Source organism: Cupriavidus metallidurans CH34 (assembly GCF_000196015.1).
Lineage (GTDB): Bacteria > Pseudomonadota > Gammaproteobacteria > Burkholderiales > Burkholderiaceae > Cupriavidus > Cupriavidus metallidurans.
Map to the genome: position 1 here is coordinate 1,057,578 of NC_007973.1, position 17,649 is coordinate 1,075,226.

The following is a 17,649-nucleotide window of genomic DNA, read 5'->3' on the forward strand; positions in this document are numbered from 1 at the left end:
ATCGGATCAAGTGTTACCTATGTGCTTGAACCCCTGTGGCCGATGCGCCGGGCGCCATCAGGCGCCCGACTTCTGCGCGTAGGCCCAGCCCATCTCGGCCATCGGTCGCGCGCGCTTGCCGGCGTCCGTGGCCTGTGCCGACGATGCGGTGCCATCGACCACGCGCTTCATGATGCCCTGCAGGATGCCGGCGATGCGGAACATGCTGAACGCCAGATAGAAATTCCAGTCGCCCGTGATCTGGCGGCCCGTGCGCTGCTCGTACAGGCGGCGATAGGTGGCCTCGTCAGGGATGCCAAGCGCCTGGTAGTCGAGCCCGGCGATGCCGCGGAACTGGCCCGGCTGGATATGCCAGCTCATGCAGTGGTAGCCGAAGTCGGCCATCGGATGGCCCAGCGTGGACAGTTCCCAGTCCAGCACGGCCAGCACCTTGGGCTCGGTCGGGTGGAACATCAGGTTGTCCAGGCGGTAGTCGCCATGGACGATGCTGGTCAGGTCCACATCCTCCTGCGGAATATGGTCTGGCAGCCAGGCCATCAATTGGTCCATGGCCGGGATCGACTCGGTTTCCGACAGCTTGTACTGCTTGCTCCAGCGTTCGATCTGGCGCTGGAAGTAGTTGCCCGGCTTGCCGTAGTCGGCCAGCCCGATCGCCTTGTAGTCCACCGTATGCAGCGCAGCGATGACGCGGTTCATTTCGTCATAGATCGCACCGCGTTCGGACTTGGTCATGTCCGGCAGGGACTGGTCCCACAGCACGCGGCCACCGACGAACTCCATGATGTAGAACGCGCGGCCGATCACCTCTTCGTCCTCGCACAGCGCGAACATGCGGGCCACGGGCACGTCGGTGCCGGCCAGCGCCGCCATCACGCGATACTCGCGCTCGATGGCGTGCGCGGAAGGCAGCAGTTTCGCCTTCGGCCCCGGCTTGGCACGCATGACGTAAGTCTGGCCCGGCGTGATCAGCTTGAAAGTCGGGTTCGACTGGCCGCCCTTGAACTGCTCCACGGTCAGCGGGCCCGCGAAGCCGTCGACATGCTCCCGCATCCAGGATTCGAGGGCGCCGACGTCGAAACGCTGCTGGTCGGCCACGGGGCGGGTGCCTTCAAAGTGCGATACGTTGGTGCTCATGCTGTCTCCGGGTGTCCTTATGTGTTGTGTCTTCTCGGGGGCTTAGCGGTAGTTTGGCTTGCGCTTCTCAAGGAACGCGCTGATGCCTTCTCCACCGTCCTTGTGATGCAGTGCGGCCACGAAGCTGTCGCGTTCGGCGGCCAGGTGCTCGGTCAGGGTCGCGGTGCCCGCGTGGTTGATCAGCGACTTGATGCCGCTGACCGCGTTGGGCGATTCCTTAGCCAGGTTTTCGGCGATGCGCAGCGCTTCAGTCAGGGCCTGCCCCGGGGCCGCTACGCGATTGACGATGCCGAAGTGCGCCAGGCGCGCCGGATCCACCGGTTTGCCTTCCATCATGATCTCGCTGGCAAGCTGGCGCGGCAGCATACGCGCGATCTCGTAGGAGCCGCCACCGTCTGGCGTCAGACCGACCTTGACGTAGGCCATCACGAACTTGGCATCGCTGGCGGCCACGACGAAATCGCAGGCCAGCACCAGCGAGAATCCTGCGCCGGCGGCCGGGCCCTCGACCGCCGCGATGATCGGCTTGGGGAAGGCGTGGAACGACTCGATCCACTGGTTGAGGACTTCGATGCTGTCCGCCTGCACCGAGGGTGGCTGCGAACGGTTGCCGAGCAGCCGGTTCAGATTGCCGCCGGCACAGAACACGCCATCGGCACCCGTCAGGATCACGGCGCGGATCGAATCATCGCGGGCGGCGACTTCGAGCGCTTCCGCCGAAGCGGCGTAGATGTCCGGATGCAACGCGTTACGCGCTTCGGGGTTGGAGATGGTCAGTACGAGCGTCGAGTCGACGCGTTCGGAAAGTAGTTGGGCAGTCACGACAGCCTCTTGATCTGGCGGAAATGAAAAAGGCGCCCCGTGTCTCGTCGGGGCGCCTGCGTGGGGTCAGGCTTCTTCGGTCAGCAACGACAGGCCAAGTCCGGCGCGGCGCCACAGCCACGGGCTCGGACGGTAGCGCATGTCGCCGGTCAGGCGGTTCAGGTTGCGCAGGACTTCAAGGATCAAGTCGGCGCCGATCGTATCGCCGAGTGCCAGCGGACCTTTCGGATAGCCCAGGCCCAGGTGCACGGCCAGGTCGATGTCGGTCGGAGTGGCGATGCGTTGCTGCGCGATGTCGCTGGCGATGTTGACGATGCAGCTGATCACGCGCTGCGCGACGAATCCGGCCGAATCGCGAATCACTGTCACCGGCACGCCGTCGCTGGCGAACAATCCGTGCGCGGCGTCGCGTGCGGCGGCGCTGGTGGCCGGCGTGGTCATCAGCGTGCGGCGCTTGGTGGCTTCGAACGGCATCAGGGTGTCGATGGCCACCACGCGCGTGGCGTCAAGGCCTTCCTCGAGTGCAGCGGAGGTCGCGTCCAGACCCAGCGGCGTCACCACGATCAGCGCGTCAGCCGGCGGCTGGTTGCCAGCCTCGACCGTGACACCCAGGGCGGTCAGCAGCTTGACGGTCATCGCATGGCCACGCGCGTTGGCGCGGCTCACCCACACGCTGGCAGGGCGCGCATCCGGCACCGGCGCGGCGGCGGGTACCTGTTTCTGGCCGTTGGGGTAGGCGTAGAAGCCCGCGCCGGTCTTGCGGCCGAGCAGGCCACCGACCGAACGCAGCGACGTGATCGGCGACGGACGGTAACGGGGCTCCTGGTAGAACTGGTTGTAGATCGACTCCATCACCGGGTGCGACACGTCAAGACCGGTCAGGTCCATCAGCTCGAACGGGCCCATGCGGAAGCCAGCCTGCTCGCGCATGATGTTGTCGATGTCGACGAACTCGGCCACGCCTTCCTGCGCAACCTTGAGCCCTTCGATGTTCATGCCGCGGCCGGCGTGATTGACGATGAAGCCGGGCATGTCCTTGCAGCGCACCGGCGTATGGCCCATGCGGCGCGACAGTTCCATCAGGCGGTCGCCCACGGCCGGGTCGCCCGAGATGCCGTCCACGACTTCCACCACCTTCATCAGCGGCACCGGATTGAAGAAGTGATAGCCGACCACGCGACCGGGCTTCTTCGCGCCCACGGCGATGGCCGTGATCGACAGCGACGAAGTGTTCGACGCGATCACGGCATCTTCGCGCACGACGGCTTCGAGCTTGGCCACCAGGTCACGCTTGACATCGAGCCTCTCGACGATGGCTTCCAGCACCATGTCGCACGCGGTCAGGTCTTCCAGCGCGGCGCAGGCCTTCACGCGGGCCAGCGCGGCCTCGCCGTCGGCGGCGCTCATCTTGCCTTTCTCGGCCAGCTTGGTGAAGGTATCCTGCAGATACTGGCGTGCTGCCGCCACGGCCTGGGCATTCGTGTCGAACAGGTTGACGGTCAGGCCAGCCTGCGCGGCGATCTGGGCGATACCGCGGCCCATGGCGCCAGTGCCGACGATGCCGAGCGTTTGGATGGTGGAATTGCTCATCGTTCGTCCAAAAAAGATGTGGTTAAATTAGCACGATCGTACGTTTTTTGCACTTGCCGCGACAGACGGGGCGCGCACGCCGCGTGCGCTGATCGGACAGAAACGGCAGTGCGGGGAACGATGAGGCGACTCCGGGTCGACTCCGACGATCTCACACTACTACGGAGAGAGACAACATGCTGAAGCTCTGCGGCTTTGCGGCCAGCAACTACTACAACAAGGTCAAGCTGGCGATGCTGGAGAAGAACCAGCCATTCGAGGAAGTGCTGGCCTGGCTGGGGCAGACCGACCTGCAGGCCTCGCCGCTCGGCAAGGTCCCCTACATCATCACCGATGCGGGCCCGTTGTGCGAGTCCGAGGTGATTGACGAGTATATCGAGGCGGCCTATCCGGGGTCGCCGCTGCTGCCGAAAGACCCTTATCAGGCTGCCAAGGTACGCGAGGTCATCACGTTTCTGGAGTTGTACCTGGAACTGACCGCGCGTGAACTCTACCCGGAAGCGTTCTTTGGCGGCAAGGTCAGCGACAGCGTCAAGGAGCGCCAGCGCAAGCTGCTCGAGCGGTACATCCCCGGCTTCGCGAAACTGGCGAAGTTCTCGCCCTACATCGCGGGGGATACCTTCACGCTGGCCGATTGCGCCGCTATCTGCCACCTGCCGCTGATCTCGTCGTGCACGAAGATCATCTACGGCGAAGACCTGCTGGCCGGACTGCCGGCCAAGGACTACCTGAAGGCGATGGCCGAACGTCCGTCCGTGCAGAAGGTCAACGCGGATCGCAAGGCGAATCTGGAACAGATGGCCGCCAGGAACAAGTAAGAAGGGGGATCACCCCACTTCCACGTTGTGGGAGTGGGGCGCGCAAACCTCCGATTCGGATCAGAGCTTTGCCAGACGATCCAGCGCCAGCTTCAGCGTCTCTTCCTTCTTCGCGAAACAGAAGCGCACGACACCCGATTCACGCGGCGTGGAGTAGAACGCCGAGACCGGAATCGCGGCAACGCCGATTTCGCGCGTGAGCCACATCGAGAAATCGGCCTCGCTCATATCGGAGATCGCCGAGTAGTCGACGCACTGGAAGTAGGTGCCGTCCGATGGCAGAAGCTTGAAGCGCGTGCCGGCCAGGCCCGCACGGAAGTAGTCGCGCTTGGCTTGGTAGAACGCGGAGAGGTTCAGGTACGGGGCCGGGTCGGCCATGTAATCCGCCAGCCCGTACTGCACCGGCGTGTTCACCGTGAACACGTTGAACTGGTGGACCTTGCGGAATTCGTTAGACAGCGCGGCCGGGGCGGCCACGAAGCCGACCTTCCAGCCCGTCACGTGATAGGTCTTGCCGAAGCTCGACACGACAAAGCTGCGTCGCGCCAGTTCGGGATGGCGTGCCACCGACTCGTGCTGCTGGCCATCGTAGACCATGTGCTCGTAGACCTCGTCGGACAGCAGCAGGATGTCGGTGCCGGCCAGCAGGTCGGCCAGTTGCTGCATGTCCTCTTCGCGCCAGATCGTGCCCGTCGGGTTGTGCGGGGTGTTGATCATGATCATGCGCGTGCGCGGCGTGATCGCGGCGGCCAGCTTGTCGAACGGGATGCGGAACAGCGGCGCTTCCAGCGTCACGGGCACGGCCGTCGCGCCGGCCAGTTCGATTGCAGGCAGATAGCTGTCGTAGCACGGTTCCAGCACGATCACTTCGTCACCCGGATGCACGGCGCAGAGGATGGCGGTCAACAGGCCCTGCGTGGCGCCCGCGGTCACCGTGATCTCGGTATTCCAGTCGTAGGTGTGTTCGTACAGCTTCGCGATCTTGGCGGCAATGGCCTGGCGCAGTTGTGGCACACCGGCCATCGGCGGGTACTGGTTGTGACCGGTGCGCATTGCGTGCGTCACGGCGTCGACGATGCGCGGGTCGCAGTCGAAATCCGGGAAGCCCTGGCCGAGATTGACGGCGTTCTTTTCGGCCGCCAGCGCTGACATCACGGTAAAGATCGTGGTGCCCACGTTGGGCAGGCGCGACGGGGGCGGATTCAGCGGGGCGAGGTTGGATTCAGCCATGACGGAGCTTGAAAGAGTAGAAGCGGGGCAATCAGCCAGAGCGACATTCTAGCCGCGATCATCGGGCGGCACCCATGCCGCCAGCCAGCCGCCGAATGCCAGCGGCGGCAGCACTTCCACCCCGCTGGAGCGGCGCAGGCGGCTGCGGAGCTTGAGCACTGCCTTGTCCTTGGACACCAGCAGCGCCGCGCGCGAGAAATGGGCGAGTTCGATGAACTTCTGGTCGTCGGTGTCCTTGCACTTGGGCAGGCGGATCGCGTCAGCGTCTTCCTGGGTGGGCACCGGTTCTAACGTGGTGAAGCGGTCGACCTCCGCGAGCGCCGCGTCGATATCGACGGCAAAGCGGGTGAACTGGGGATAGGCCAGCACCCGGCGCAGCTCCTCGCGGCAGTCGGCGCGGATCACCGGTGCGATGGCGCCGGCCGCCAGCGCGGCCCGGATCGGTTCCACATGCGGGTCGCGGAAGACCAGCAGGTCTACCCAGATATTGGAGTCGAGGACTACCCGGGGTGCGGAAGTGACGGAGAGGGCGCCGGCATCAGGGCCGGCGCTGGAGTTGGCATCGTGGCCGGTGTGGGTGGTGTGCATTCGCTACAATCTGGTCTTTGTTTCTGCCCCCGATTTTGCCATGCTCATCGTCCTGTCTCCCGCCAAGTCCCTGGACTACGAGACACCCCCACGCGTCAAGTCCCATACGCTACCGCGTTTCATCGACCGCTCGGCCACGCTGATCGAGCGCCTGCGCAAGCTCGCCCCGCAGGATGTGGCATCGCTGATGGATATTTCCGACAAGCTCGCGGTGCTCAATGTCACGCGTTACGCGGACTGGTCGCCCGAGTTCACGGCCGCCAACAGCAAGCAGGCCGTGCTGGCCTTCAATGGCGATGTCTACGACGGCCTCGATGCGAAGACGCTGTCGACCGACGACCTTGCCTTCGCGCAGAAGCACATCCGTATCCTTTCCGGCCTCTACGGCGTGCTCCGGCCAATGGACTGGATGCAGCCGTATCGCCTGGAAATGGGCACGCGGCTCGACAACGCCGCTGGCAAGGACCTCTACGCGTTCTGGGGCGACGACGTCACGGCGTTGATCAACAAGGACATGGCCGAGCTCAAGCACGAGGGCTCGCTGACGCTGGTGAACCTGGCGTCCGAGGAGTATTTCAAGGTAGTGCGCCCGAAGGTGCTGGCCGCGCGCGTGATCACGCCCGTGTTCGAGGACTGGAAGGGTGGCCGCTACAAGATCATCTCGTTCCACGCCAAGCGCGCGCGTGGCACGATGGCCCGCTACGCGGTCACGCATCGCGTGACGGATCCCGCGCAACTGAAGCGCTTCAACGAAGACGGCTACGCCTTCGACAAGGCCGCGTCCGACGATGCCCGTTGGGTATTCCGCCGCCGCCTGGAAGACTGAGAACCAAGGAGCTACTTCATGACCTCAGCGCTGCATATCTCCACGCTGTTCGACTCGGGTGCGATCGAAGTCGAAGCCCTCGATCGTGCCGACGACATCCGCCTGCGTATCCGCGCCGATTCGCACGCCGACTTTCGCCAGTGGTTCCACTTCCGGCTGCAGGGCGCGGCCGGGCAGGACTGCAAACTCCAGTTTCTGAACGCGGGCGAATGCACCTACCCGGACGGCTGGCGCGACTACAGCGTCGTGGCCTCCTATGACCGGGCCCACTGGTTCCGCGTGCCGACGCGCTACGACGGCACCACCATGACCGTCGACTTCAAGCCTGAACACGACAGCGTCTGGTTCGCGTATTTCGAACCGTATCCCGAGGAGCGGCACCTTTCGCTGCTGGCCTCCTGCCAGCGTTCGCCGCTGGCGAAGCTGTCGCACCTTGGCAGCACCGTCGATGGGCGCGACCTGACCTGCGTGACGCTGGGTCAGCCAGGGCCGGGCAAGAAGACGGTCTGGATGATCGCGCGCCAGCATCCGGGCGAAAGCATGGCCGAGTGGTTCTGCGAAGGCGTGCTGCAGCGCCTGACGGGCACCGGCATGTGGGCGGGTGATCCTGTGGCGCGCAAGCTGCTCGATCGCGCCGTGTTCCATATCGTGCCGAACATGAATCCGGATGGTTCGGCGCGCGGCAACCTGCGCACGAATGCCGCGGGCGCCAACCTCAATCGCGAATGGATGCAGCCGAGCCTCGAGACGAGCCCCGAGGTGTACCACGTGCGCCGGGCGATCGAAGCCACTGGTGTCGATCTGTTCTTCGACATTCATGGTGACGAGGCGCTGCCGTACAACTTCGTAGCCGGCAGCGAGATGCTTCCTGGCTTTACCGCAGCCCAGCGCGACCAGCAGTCGCGCTTCATCGAGGCGTTCAAGCGGGCCACGCCCGACTTCCAGGACGTGCACGGCTACGCTGCAAGCAAGTACAACGCGGACGCACTGAAGCTTGCCTCGAAGTACATCGGCCATACCTTCGGCTGCCTGGCCCTGACGCTGGAGATGCCGTTCAAGGACAACGCCGACCTGCCAGACCCGGTGCTGGGCTGGAACGGTGCGAAGAGCGGCCTGCTTGGTACGTCGATGCTGCAGGCGGTGCTGGAGTATCTGGGCTGACGGACGCGATCAGGGTTTGAAGCGCCAAGCGCTCCCTTTCCCGCAAGCGGGAGAGGGAGCCGGACCTGCGTCTCAGTCGCAGTCGGCGCAGGGCCTTACTGCTTCTTCTTGGTTGTCGTCTTGGAAGATGTGCTCTTAGAGGACGATGTCGATTTGGACGTCGAGCTTGCCTTGCTGGACTTCGACGACGTCGACGCCTTGGCGGTGCTCTTGCCTTTCTTCTTTTTCGAGTGCGATGTGGCCACGGCGGGTGCCGCAGCCGGTTCGCTGATCGTTTCGCCGCTGCTGTTGAGCAGTTCGTACGCGAGCATCATGCCGTTGTCGTAGCCGCAGCGGACCTTGACCGGTTGCCATTGCGGTTCCCCCGAGCGTCGGTGCGCGCTGGCAGCGAACGTCACGACAGAGCTGACGACGACGGACTGCTTGCCCGACGAGAACCGGCTTTCCCAGCGCTCCTCGGTGGCCTGATCCTGGGTGAGCGCGCCCGTGGGGATCTTCAGCGCGTCATAAGTCGCCGACCGCGGCACCACCCAGCTGGCGTGCGCGGCGCAATCGGCTACGTCGGCCGATGCATTCTCCGTCTTCATCAACTGATCGCGCATTTGGGCGCGATATTCGGCCAAGCTCACGCGGCCCCTGTCGGGCAGCGTGACCGTCGTCGTGGGCGGGCTCTTGCCGTTGGCGGTCGGGGTCTTGGCGGCCGTCGCCGAGGCTGGGCCGGGGGCTACGGGAGTGGAGGTGCTGGCAGCGGGCGAGCCGGGCTGGCCAGCCACGGCTGTGGTCTCGTCCGTCGGTGCGGTGGCGCAACCGGCGAGTGCGATCGCACCGGCCACTGCGGCAGACAGCATACGCAGCCGGCTGCCGAACAGTTCGGAAATTCGTCGGATCACGGGGTCGTCTTTGCTCGGTGAAGCAAGGAGGGGTTAGTGAAGGATTGCCATGATAGAGGAATCCCCCGCGGCAAAGTTCCTAAATGTTGTTACCCTTCATTCTAATTGCTCGCAACCGTCGCGATCCCCGTGGATTTGGGTGTGTGCGATAGCAGAGAATTGCCGAGTCACGCAACTCTGGCGAACCCCGAGGCACGCGTGCTGCGTGCCTCGGGGCAGGGCACCATTGCGGCAGCCCTTTGATCCGTCGGTCAGATCGTGCGCGCGAAGCGCAGCAGCTCGTCCATCAGCGCGTTGAGGTCGCGCTTGAGCTTGTCGAACCCGGCGCTGTGCGTCAGGCCGACTTCATCCATGTACAGCTTCCGGTTGACTTCCAGCTGCAGGCTATGGCGGTTGGCCTGGGGCTGACCTACCACGCGCACGATTTCCACGCCCTTGTAGGGATGGTTGCGCCACACGTCGTAGCCCATTTCCTTGAGTACGCTCTCCACGCGATCGGTGAAGCGCGTGTCGCAAGTCGTGCCGTCGCGGTCACCCACCACGAAATCCGGATGCTGCAGGCCCGGGTGCTCGGTCGCGTATTGCGCGGCCTCGCTCGGCATCGAGTGGCAGTTGATGTGCCACACGCGGCCGTGGCGGGCTACGGCCTGGTCGGACAGACGCTGCAACTGGGCGTAGTAGGGCAGGTAATAGTTGTCGATGCGCGCCTGCAGTTCGGCCACGCCGAGCTTGCGATCGTAGATCGGCTCGCCGGTGTCCAGCACGCGCCAGACCAGGCCCTTGCCGAGGCGCGTCTTCGAAGTTTCCTGCTTGGCGCCGGGCCACGGCGCGTCGAGCAGGGCTTCGTCGATCTCCTCGAGACCGCGGTTGGCGTCTAGGTAGCTGCGCGGAAAGCCCGCGCAGAGCAGCGGGATACCGCGCGCGGGCGCGTCGGCGTAGAGCTCGTCCACGAACGTGTCTTCCGCCTGCCGCAGCAGCGGCAGGGGCAGGTTGCCGGCGAAGCGGAAGTCCGCCGGGTACGTGGTGCAGCTATGGGGGGAATCAAGAAAGAGCGGGCCGCACTCGCCTTCCGGCATGTGCAGGAAGTACGGGCTTTCCGCGGTCTTTCGGTCTGCTTCGGTCATGCTGGGTTACCGGTCCGTGATTAGTCCAGGGAGATCTTGGCGGCAGCGGCCACGCGCTTGTTCTTGGCTACTTCGGTGGCGATCTGCTGCGCGAAGTGCTGCGGCGTGTCGCCCACCGGCGTGGCGCCGAGTTTTTCGAGCTTGGCGCGCACTTCCGGCATGGCCAGCACTTTGATGGCGGCGGCGTTCAGCTTGGCCTGGATGTCGGCCGGCAGCTTGGCCGGGGCGATCAGGCCGAACCATGCGGCGTCATTGACTTCGGGCAGGCCCAGTTCGGCGAAGGTCGGCACGTTCGGCAGCGCGGCCACGCGCTTCGGCGCAGCCACGGCCAGCGCGCGCAGCTTGCCGCCTTCGATGAACGGCAGCGACGACGGCAGGTTGTCGAACAGCACCTGCACCTGGCCAGCCAGCGCATCGTTCAGCGCGGGGCCCACGCCCTTGTAGGGCACGTGCAGCAGTTCGGTCTTGCTGCTCATCTTGAACAGCTCGCCCATCATGTGCGACACGCTGCCGTTGCCGGCCGAGCCGTAGGCGATCTTGTTCGGTTCCGATTTGGCCAGCGCGATGAACGACTTCATGTCGGTGGCCTTCACGTTCGGGTTGATGCTCATCACGTTCGGCACGGAGGCCAGGTTCGTGATCGGCGTGAAGTCCTTGGTGGCGTCGTATTGCAGGCGCGGGTACACGGCCGGGTTGATGCCGTGGGTCGATGCGGTGGCGATGCCGAGCGTGTAGCCGTCCGGCGTGGCCTTGGCCAGGTAGCCGGTGCCGATGCTGCCGCCGGCGCCGCCGCGGTTGTCCACCACCACGGCCTGGCCCAGTTGCTGGCCGAGCTTGTCGGCGACGATACGCGCGACGATGTCGGTGGTGCCGCCAGCCGGGAACGGCACCACGAGCGTGATGGGCTTGGTCGGATACGTGCCTTGCGCCAGGGCGGGCAGGGTCAGGCCGGCGGCCGCGAAGGTGGTGGCGGCGGCGAGGATCTTGAGCAGGGGACGGCGTTGCATCGTCGGGATTCCGGTGGGGATTCAGGGAGCGGAACTCAGCAAAAGCTGAATTCTTTGGCTCTCATGATTCTGCTTGCCGATGCAAGATGCGTGCAAACGAAATAAAATCCCCAGGTCATTCCAAATGGTATTGAATTAAAGGTGCTCTATGCGACGCTTATGCCCGTCGCTGACGGAATTGCAGGCATTCGAAGCCGCTGCGCGGCACAACAGCTTCACGCTGGCCGCCCGGGAGCTCCACGTCACGCAGGGGGCGGTCAGCAAGCAGGTGCGCAGTCTCGAGGCGTTTCTGGGTGTCGAACTGTTCGAGCGCGTGCGCCAGCGTCTGATGCTGACCGGCGCGGGGGAGCGCTATCTGGAGCGTATCCGGCCGAGCCTGAACGAGATCGAGGCGGCCAGCGTGGAGTTGATCGCGCGCAAGGGGCGGGGCGGCATCCTGCATATCGCCAGCATGCCGACGCTCGGCGCCAAGTGGCTGATTCCGCGGCTGCCGCAGTTTTTCGCCCGGCATCCCGAAGTCACGCTGGAGTTCGTTCCCCATGCCCAGGGCTACGATTTTTCCCAACCTGATCTCGATGCGGCGATCCGCTTCGGCGACGGCGTCTGGCCGGGAAGCCTCGCCGACTATATGACTGGACGCGAAGTGCTGCCGGTGTGCCGGCCGGGATTGCTCGCGCAGGAGTCTGGGGGCGCGGTTGCATCAGCCGAGGGTTTGCTGCGTTATCCGCTGCTGCATCACACCACGGTGCCGGAGGCGTGGCCAGACTGGCTGTCCGAACTGGGGGTGTCCACGCGCCAGGCATGGAGCGGGGCACGTTTCGATCAGTTCTCGTTGCTGACACAGGCGGCGGTGTCGGGGCTAGGCATCGCGCTGATTCCGCGCTGCCTGATCGAAGAGGAGATTGCCACCGGCACGCTGGTGGTGGCGCATGCCGCGCGCGTGCTGGCCAAGAAGGGGTATTACCTCTGCTATCCGGAACAGAAGGCTCACCTGCCGGCGCTGCAGACGTTCCGGGCTTGGTTGATGGAAGGTGTCGACGTGGTGGCGTAGCGGCCCGGCAAGCGCTCATTCCAGGCGCTAACTCCGGGCGCTACGTCATCCACTATTTCGACAGTACTTTCATCGCTGCCTCGAGTCCCGCGATCGTGACCGGGTACATGCGGTTCTTCATGATCTGGTTGATCACGGTGATCGACTGGCGGTACTGCCAGAGGCCTTCCGGCTCGGGGTTCAGCCACACGAAACGCGGGAACTGCTCGATCATGCGATTGAGCCACACGGCGCCGGCCTCGGCATTGTTGTACTCGACCGAGCCGCCCGGCTGCAGGATCTCATAGGGGCTCATCGTCGCATCGCCGACGAAGATCACCTTGTAGTCCGGCGTGTACTTGTGGATGAGATCCCACGTGGCGATCTTCTCCGCATGGCGGCGGCGGTTGTTCTTCCACACGTAGTCGTAGAGACAGTTGTGGAAGTAGTAGTACTCGAGGTGCTTGAACTCGGTCTTGGTGGCCGAGAACAGTTCCTCCACGCGCTTGATGTGGTCATCCATCGAGCCGCCGACATCCATCAGCATCAGGACCTTGACCTTGTTGTGGCGCTCGGGCCGCAGCTTGATGTCGAGCATCCCCGCGTTGGCGGCGGTGGAGTGGATCGTATCGTCGAGATCGAGTTCGGTGTCGGCGCCCTCGCGCGCGAAACGGCGCAGGCGGCGTAGTGCCACCTTGATGTTGCGCGTGCCGAGTTCGACCTGGTCGTCGTAATCCTTGTACGCGCGCGTCTCCCACACCTTGATCGCGGTGCGGTTGCCCTTGGACGGGCCACCGATGCGGATGCCCTCGGGGTTGTAGCCGCCGTGACCGAACGGCGAGGTGCCGCCCGTACCGATCCACTTGTTGCCGCCCTCGTGCTTTTCCTTCTGCTCCTCGAGCAGTTGCTTCAGGCGTTCCATCAGCTTGTCGAGGCCGCCCATGGCCTCGATCTTGGCCTTTTCCTCGGCCGACAGCTCGCGCTCGAGCGTCTTCTGCAACCAGTCGAGCGGGATGTCGCTCTTCCAGTCGATCAGGCTCTCCACGCCCTTGAAGTAAGCGGCGAAGGTCTGGTCGAACTTGTCGAAGTGCTTCTCGTCCTTTACCAGCGTCATGCGCGACAGGTAATAGAACTCGTCGATCGACGGCGCGATAACCTGCGCGCGCAGGGCTTCCAGCATCGTCAGGTACTCCTTGACCGATACCGGCAGCTTGGCGTGGCGCAGCGAGAAAAAGAAATCGATCAGCATGGGAAACTCTCCCCGGTCAGCGCGGACGGTCGAGCTGGAACTGCAGGTGCGCACGCACGGTGGGCCATTCGCTGGCGATGATCGAGAACACGACCGTATCGCGGAACGAGCCATCCGGCATGCGTTGATGGTTGCGGAGCACGCCGTCCTGCTTGGCGCCCAGGCGTGCGATGGCGGTGCGGCTCTGGTGGTTCATCCAGTGCGTACGGAATTCCACGGCGATGCAGTCGAGCGTCTCGAACGCATGGCGCAGCAGCATCAGCTTGCATTCGGTGTTGAGCGCGGTGCGTTGCACGCGCCGTGCGTACCACGTCGAGCCGATTTCAACCCGCCGGTTCTTGCCGTCGATGTTCATGTACGTGGTCATGCCGGCCGGGCGGCCGTTGGCATCGAGCACGGTGAACGGTTGCATCGAGTCCTGCGTCTGCAGGTCGAGCCGGCGCTTGATCTCGGCTTCCATGCCTTCGGGCGAGGGCACCGAGGTGTACCAGAGCCGATGGAGTTCGCCATCGACCGCGGCTTCGCGCAGGCCTTCGGCATGGTCCATCGACAGCGGCGCAAGCGTGGCGTGGCTGCCGGACAGCGTCACGGGTTGAACGAACCTCGACATCGTGCTGTCCTCAGCGGTTGGCGCGGTTCATGAACACGAGACGTTCAAACAGGTGCACGTCCTGTTCATTCTTGAGCAGCGCGCCGTGCAGCGGCGGGATCGCAGCCTTGCGGTCGGGGCTGCGCAGTGCCTCGGCGGGAATGTCCTCGGCCATCAGCAGCTTGAGCCAGTCGATCAGCTCCGACGTGCTCGGCTTCTTCTTCAGGCCCGGCAGGTTGCGCATCTCGTAGAACGATTCCATCGCGGCCGCTACCAGCTCGCGCTTGATGCCGGGGTAGTGGACGTCGACGATCTGCTGCATCGTCTCGGCATCCGGGAACTTGATGTAGTGGAAGAAGCAGCGGCGCAGGAAGGCGTCCGGCAGCTCCTTCTCGTTGTTCGAGGTGATGATCACCAGCGGGCGATGCTTCGCCTGGATCAGTTCGCGCGTCTCGTAGACGTAGAACTCCATGCGATCGAGTTCGCGCAGCAGGTCGTTCGGGAATTCGATGTCGGCCTTGTCGATCTCGTCGATCAGCAGCACCACGGGCTCGTCGGCCTCGAACGCTTGCCAGAGCACGCCCTTGACGATGTAGTTGGCGATGTCGTGCACGCGGTTGTCGCCCAGTTGGGAGTCGCGCAGACGCGACACGGCGTCGTATTCGTACAGGCCCTGCTGGGCCTTGGTGGTTGACTTGATGTGCCATTGCAACAGCGGCATACCCAGTGCAGCGGCCACTTCCTCAGCCAGCATGGTCTTGCCCGTGCCGGGCTCGCCCTTGATCAGCAGGGGGCGCTGCAGCGTGCGTGCGGCATTGACGGCCAGCTTCAGATCGTCGGTGGCAACGTATTGGGCACTACCTTCGAACTTGACCTGCTGGGACGGATTGGCGTTGGCGGTGGTGGACATGGGCGGTCTGATCGTATTGCAAGGGGCGTGGTTGGCAGACAATCGGAAACAATGGCTTAGGGCCAATGATCCGGTCGGGCAACAACCGGCATGAACAATCGGAATTTCGGTCGGAATGGGCCAGTATAAGAGCAGATCGGGATTCGCGTTCAGTGGGGGACACCCCAAGGCCGTTCTGTGGACTGGCGCGTGCACGCTGCGGTACAATGCGCCGGTTTGACGCGCCCCTGGTCACAATATCTCCCCCTCATACCCGGCAGTTCTGTCACTGAGACATGGCAGTTCACCGGGAGGCGGCGACAGCGCGAGATGGTTGCAGAATGGTGTGGAAGCACCCGCGGCACATCAGCACTTACCGCGATTTCAGATCCCCGTTCCCAAAGCCGTTTCGCCCTGCAGGGCAGTCACACGCGGTTTAAACACTTCCCACTCAGCTAAGACAATGAAAAAGCTCCTCACGATGGTGGTGTTGGGCGCGGCCGCAACGGCTGCGCAGGCCCAGGACAAGGGCAACGTGGACGCCGCCAAGGACAAGGTCGCAATGTGCATTGGCTGCCATGGCATTCCTGGCTACCGTGCATCGTTCCCCGAGGTATATCAGGTGCCCATGCTTGGCGGCCAGAGTGCCAAGTACATCGAGAACGCGCTCAAGAGCTACCAGAAGGGTGATCGCAAGCATCCGACCATGCGCGGGATTGCCGACAGCCTGTCCGACAAGGACATCGCCGCCGTGGCTGCGTACTACTCGCAGCAGAAGCGCGACACGCAGAACAATCCGCTCAAGTAAGAGGCCCCTGACCATGAAGATGCTGAAAGCTGTTTCGTTCACGCTGGGTGCTGTCGCGCTTGGCGCCGCTGCCACGTCCGCCTCGGCGGCAGATATTGCCGCTGGCAAGGCGCTGGTGGAAAAGGGTGGATGCGTGGCGTGCCACGGCAAGGATCTGAACGCGCCGATCTCGCCGGACTATCCGAAGCTGGCCGGCCAGCACCAGGACTACATCTATCACGCCCTGTTGTCCTACCAGATCAGTGGCAACCCGCTGGTGGGCCGCAACAATGCGATTATGGCCGGCCAGGTCAAGAGCAACCCGGCCGTCACCGGCAAGGACGGCAAGCCGCGGGAGTTTACGCGCAAGGAGTTGAAGGATATTGCCGCGTATATCGAATCGCTGCCCGGCGATCTGGTGCTGAAGAAGTAAGTCGGAAGACGTCAGCCGCTTCGATTCCGTCGCAAGGGAATCGAAGCAAAAGAAAAAGCCGCTCATTCGAGCGGCTTTTTTCGTTCTGCAGTGCGGTTCAGTTGCCGCTGCCGGTCACCAGACGGCGCTGCTTCACGGCGTTGGCCAGCGTCTCCAGTACGGCCACGGAGTCATCCCAGGCGATGCAGGCGTCGGTCACCGACTGGCCGTAGGTCAGGTTCTCCACCGGAGTGCCCTGCACATGGTCCTGTCGGCCGGCTACCAGGTGCGATTCCACCATGACGCCGACGATGCGCTGCTCGCCGCCGGCGATCTGCTTGCCAATGTCCTCGCAGACCGGGATCTGGTTCTCGTGCTTCTTGCTGCTGTTGGCGTGCGAGGCGTCGATCATCAGGCGTGCGGCCAGGCCGGACTTCGAGATCGCGTCGCAGGCTTCCTGCACGCTGGCCGCGTCGTAGTTCGGTGTCTTGCCGCCGCGCAGGATGATGTGGCAGTCCTCGTTACCCGAGGTCGACACGATGGCCGAGTGGCCGCCCTTGGTTACCGACAGGAAATGGTGGGGCTGCGAGGCGGCCTTGATCGCGTCGACGGCGATCTTCACGTTGCCGTCGGTGCCGTTCTTGAAGCCGACCGGGCACGACAGTCCGGAAGCGAGTTCGCGATGCACCTGCGACTCGGTGGTGCGCGCGCCGATCGCGCCCCAGCTCACCAGATCGGCGATGTACTGGGGGCTGATCATGTCCAGATATTCCGTCCCCGTCGGCACGCCCATTTCGCTGATATTCAGCAGCAGTTCGCGGGCGGTGCGCAGGCCGTCGTTGATCTTGAAGCTGCCATCCATGTGCGGATCGTTGATCAGGCCCTTCCAGCCCACCGTCGTGCGCGGCTTCTCGAAGTAGACGCGCATCACGATCTCGAGCTCGCCCGCGAAGCGGTCGCGCTGCACCTTGAGCAGCTTGGCGTATTCCAGGGCCGCGCGCGTGTCGTGAATCGAGCACGGGCCGATGATGACGATCAGGCGGTCGTCCATGCCGTGCAGAATGCGATGCATGGCCTGGCGGGCGCCATAGATCACGTCGGACGCAGCCTCCGAGCAAGCAAACTCGCGGATCAGGTGCGCGGGCGGCAGCAGTTCCTTGAGTTCTCGAATACGCAGGTCGTCGGTGTTCTTCAGCATGATGGCTCCGGGTTTGTGAGGTCGTGAGTCTGATCTGGAATTGCGTTGCGGCGGTGGCGGGGATAAAAAAAGCCGCCAGGGTCGCTGGCGGCTTTTTTTAGTATTCGGGGCTACTTGCAGCTATCCCTCTCTATCCGCCAGCGGTGTGAGATGCCAAAAAAAGTAAAAGTAAAACTTGGCGGACATGGCGGAAATCGGATCGGCTGTAGTCAGCTTGTGTCGGTTATGCGGCAATGCGTGAAATTTATGCTGCGGTGCGCGATCAAAAGGCATTTTATTGCGCACTCGCGGGAGAAACCACGGGG

At 63.9% G+C, this 17,649-nt stretch carries 18 protein-coding genes; 6 read left to right on the plus strand and 12 right to left on the minus strand.

The genetic code is table 11. From position 1 onward, the window contains the following. Positions 1-57 precede the first annotated feature (57 nt). The 3 genes from RMET_RS04890 to RMET_RS04900 all read right to left on the minus strand — a co-directional run bounded on the left by RMET_RS04890 (position 58) and on the right by RMET_RS04900 (position 3,546). Positions 58-1,134, minus strand: a complete 1,077-nt coding sequence (locus RMET_RS04890; RefSeq protein ID WP_011515776.1) for a phosphotransferase — start codon at positions 1,132-1,134, stop codon at positions 58-60. Between the two features lie 42 nt (positions 1,135-1,176). Further along, positions 1,177-1,956 carry an oxepin-CoA hydrolase, alternative type gene (locus RMET_RS04895; protein ID WP_011515777.1) on the minus strand — a complete coding sequence of 260 codons (780 nt, stop codon included), beginning with the start codon at positions 1,954-1,956 and terminating at the stop codon, positions 1,177-1,179. 66 nt (positions 1,957-2,022) lie between these two features. Further along, the gene (locus RMET_RS04900; protein ID WP_011515778.1) at positions 2,023-3,546 is read right to left on the minus strand and encodes a 3-hydroxyacyl-CoA dehydrogenase; all 1,524 of its coding nucleotides are present in this window, start codon (positions 3,544-3,546) and stop codon (positions 2,023-2,025) included. 176 nt (positions 3,547-3,722) lie between these two features. Here RMET_RS04900 and RMET_RS04905 point away from each other — a divergent pair, with 176 nt between their 5' ends. Beyond that, entirely contained in the window at positions 3,723-4,364 is a 642-nt protein-coding gene (locus RMET_RS04905) for a glutathione S-transferase (RefSeq protein ID WP_011515779.1), read from the plus strand. 60 nt (positions 4,365-4,424) lie between these two features. On the opposite strand, the gene RMET_RS04910 is transcribed toward RMET_RS04905, so the two are convergent. Beyond that, complete coding sequence (locus tag RMET_RS04910) at positions 4,425-5,594, minus strand: pyridoxal phosphate-dependent aminotransferase (protein ID WP_011515780.1); 1,170 nt, start codon at positions 5,592-5,594, stop codon at positions 4,425-4,427. A gap of 48 nt (positions 5,595-5,642) precedes the next feature. After that, positions 5,643-6,182, minus strand: coding sequence for a putative toxin-antitoxin system toxin component, PIN family (locus tag RMET_RS04915; RefSeq protein ID WP_011515781.1), 540 nt, complete (start codon positions 6,180-6,182; stop codon positions 5,643-5,645). Between the two features lie 40 nt (positions 6,183-6,222). Here RMET_RS04915 and yaaA point away from each other — a divergent pair, with 40 nt between their 5' ends. Continuing rightward, positions 6,223-7,008, plus strand: a complete 786-nt coding sequence (gene yaaA / locus RMET_RS04920) for a peroxide stress protein YaaA (RefSeq protein ID WP_011515782.1) — start codon at positions 6,223-6,225, stop codon at positions 7,006-7,008. A gap of 18 nt (positions 7,009-7,026) precedes the next feature. Then, positions 7,027-8,169: a M14 family metallopeptidase gene (locus tag RMET_RS04925; protein WP_011515783.1), complete on the plus strand. Its 1,143-nt coding sequence runs from the start codon at positions 7,027-7,029 to the stop codon at positions 8,167-8,169. A 95-nt stretch (positions 8,170-8,264) separates the two neighbouring features. Here RMET_RS04925 and RMET_RS04930 read toward each other — a convergent pair whose 3' ends face one another. The 3 genes from RMET_RS04930 to RMET_RS04940 all read right to left on the minus strand — a co-directional run bounded on the left by RMET_RS04930 (position 8,265) and on the right by RMET_RS04940 (position 11,190). After that, complete coding sequence (locus RMET_RS04930; protein ID WP_375199021.1) at positions 8,265-9,059, minus strand: BspC domain-containing protein; 795 nt, start codon at positions 9,057-9,059, stop codon at positions 8,265-8,267. Between the two features lie 251 nt (positions 9,060-9,310). Beyond that, the gene (locus RMET_RS04935) at positions 9,311-10,183 is read right to left on the minus strand and encodes an N-formylglutamate amidohydrolase (protein ID WP_011515785.1); all 873 of its coding nucleotides are present in this window, start codon (positions 10,181-10,183) and stop codon (positions 9,311-9,313) included. A 20-nt stretch (positions 10,184-10,203) separates the two neighbouring features. Then, a complete protein-coding gene (locus RMET_RS04940; protein WP_011515786.1) occupies positions 10,204-11,190 on the minus strand; it encodes a Bug family tripartite tricarboxylate transporter substrate binding protein in 987 nt (328 codons plus the stop codon). Positions 11,191-11,338: 148 nt separating this feature from the next. On the opposite strand from RMET_RS04940, the gene RMET_RS04945 reads away from it, so the two are divergent. Further along, entirely contained in the window at positions 11,339-12,241 is a 903-nt protein-coding gene (locus RMET_RS04945; protein WP_011515787.1) for a LysR family transcriptional regulator, read from the plus strand. A 52-nt stretch (positions 12,242-12,293) separates the two neighbouring features. Here the strand turns inward: RMET_RS04945 and RMET_RS04950 are convergent, their stop codons facing one another. Genes RMET_RS04950 through RMET_RS04960 form a run of 3 tightly spaced genes read right to left on the minus strand, consistent with a single transcriptional unit; the run spans position 12,294 to position 14,968 of the window. Next, on the minus strand, positions 12,294-13,469 hold the full coding sequence (locus RMET_RS04950; RefSeq protein ID WP_008641734.1) for a vWA domain-containing protein: 1,176 nt from the start codon (positions 13,467-13,469) through the stop codon (positions 12,294-12,296). Between the two features lie 16 nt (positions 13,470-13,485). Continuing rightward, the gene (locus RMET_RS04955) at positions 13,486-14,079 is read right to left on the minus strand and encodes a GNAT family N-acetyltransferase (RefSeq protein ID WP_011515788.1); all 594 of its coding nucleotides are present in this window, start codon (positions 14,077-14,079) and stop codon (positions 13,486-13,488) included. Positions 14,080-14,089: 10 nt separating this feature from the next. After that, positions 14,090-14,968, minus strand: a complete 879-nt coding sequence (locus tag RMET_RS04960) for an AAA family ATPase (RefSeq protein ID WP_008641739.1) — start codon at positions 14,966-14,968, stop codon at positions 14,090-14,092. Positions 14,969-15,410: 442 nt separating this feature from the next. Between RMET_RS04960 and RMET_RS04965 the strand changes: the two genes are divergently transcribed. Both RMET_RS04965 and RMET_RS04970 read left to right on the plus strand, forming a co-directional pair. Beyond that, positions 15,411-15,755, plus strand: a complete 345-nt coding sequence (locus tag RMET_RS04965) for a c-type cytochrome (RefSeq protein ID WP_008641741.1) — start codon at positions 15,411-15,413, stop codon at positions 15,753-15,755. A 13-nt stretch (positions 15,756-15,768) separates the two neighbouring features. Then, positions 15,769-16,167, plus strand: a complete 399-nt coding sequence (locus tag RMET_RS04970) for a c-type cytochrome (RefSeq protein WP_011515789.1) — start codon at positions 15,769-15,771, stop codon at positions 16,165-16,167. Positions 16,168-16,264: 97 nt separating this feature from the next. Here RMET_RS04970 and aroG read toward each other — a convergent pair whose 3' ends face one another. After that, positions 16,265-17,344, minus strand: a complete 1,080-nt coding sequence (gene aroG / locus RMET_RS04975; protein ID WP_011515790.1) for a 3-deoxy-7-phosphoheptulonate synthase AroG — start codon at positions 17,342-17,344, stop codon at positions 16,265-16,267. Positions 17,345-17,649 lie beyond the last annotated feature (305 nt).

Excerpts from the sequence above, each read along its gene's own strand:
- aroG (WP_011515790.1), bottom strand. The coding sequence starts at position 17,344 with ATGCTGAAGAACACCGACGACCTGCGTATTCGAGAACTCAAGGAACTG.
- RMET_RS04970 (WP_011515789.1), top strand. The coding sequence starts at position 15,769 with ATGAAGATGCTGAAAGCTGTTTCGTTCACGCTGGGTGCTGTCGCGCTT.
- RMET_RS04965 (WP_008641741.1), top strand. The coding sequence starts at position 15,411 with ATGAAAAAGCTCCTCACGATGGTGGTGTTGGGCGCGGCCGCAACGGCT.
- RMET_RS04935 (WP_011515785.1), bottom strand. The coding sequence starts at position 10,183 with ATGACCGAAGCAGACCGAAAGACCGCGGAAAGCCCGTACTTCCTGCAC.
- RMET_RS04950 (WP_008641734.1), bottom strand. The coding sequence starts at position 13,469 with ATGCTGATCGATTTCTTTTTCTCGCTGCGCCACGCCAAGCTGCCGGTA.
- RMET_RS04905 (WP_011515779.1), top strand. The coding sequence starts at position 3,723 with ATGCTGAAGCTCTGCGGCTTTGCGGCCAGCAACTACTACAACAAGGTC.
- RMET_RS04890 (WP_011515776.1), bottom strand. The coding sequence starts at position 1,134 with ATGAGCACCAACGTATCGCACTTTGAAGGCACCCGCCCCGTGGCCGAC.
- yaaA (WP_011515782.1), top strand. The coding sequence starts at position 6,223 with ATGCTCATCGTCCTGTCTCCCGCCAAGTCCCTGGACTACGAGACACCC.
- RMET_RS04925 (WP_011515783.1), top strand. The coding sequence starts at position 7,027 with ATGACCTCAGCGCTGCATATCTCCACGCTGTTCGACTCGGGTGCGATC.
- RMET_RS04955 (WP_011515788.1), bottom strand. The coding sequence starts at position 14,079 with ATGTCGAGGTTCGTTCAACCCGTGACGCTGTCCGGCAGCCACGCCACG.
- RMET_RS04900 (WP_011515778.1), bottom strand. The coding sequence starts at position 3,546 with ATGAGCAATTCCACCATCCAAACGCTCGGCATCGTCGGCACTGGCGCC.
- RMET_RS04915 (WP_011515781.1), bottom strand. The coding sequence starts at position 6,182 with ATGCACACCACCCACACCGGCCACGATGCCAACTCCAGCGCCGGCCCT.
- RMET_RS04945 (WP_011515787.1), top strand. The coding sequence starts at position 11,339 with ATGCGACGCTTATGCCCGTCGCTGACGGAATTGCAGGCATTCGAAGCC.
- RMET_RS04960 (WP_008641739.1), bottom strand. The coding sequence starts at position 14,968 with ATGTCCACCACCGCCAACGCCAATCCGTCCCAGCAGGTCAAGTTCGAA.
- RMET_RS04910 (WP_011515780.1), bottom strand. The coding sequence starts at position 5,594 with ATGGCTGAATCCAACCTCGCCCCGCTGAATCCGCCCCCGTCGCGCCTG.
- RMET_RS04940 (WP_011515786.1), bottom strand. The coding sequence starts at position 11,190 with ATGCAACGCCGTCCCCTGCTCAAGATCCTCGCCGCCGCCACCACCTTC.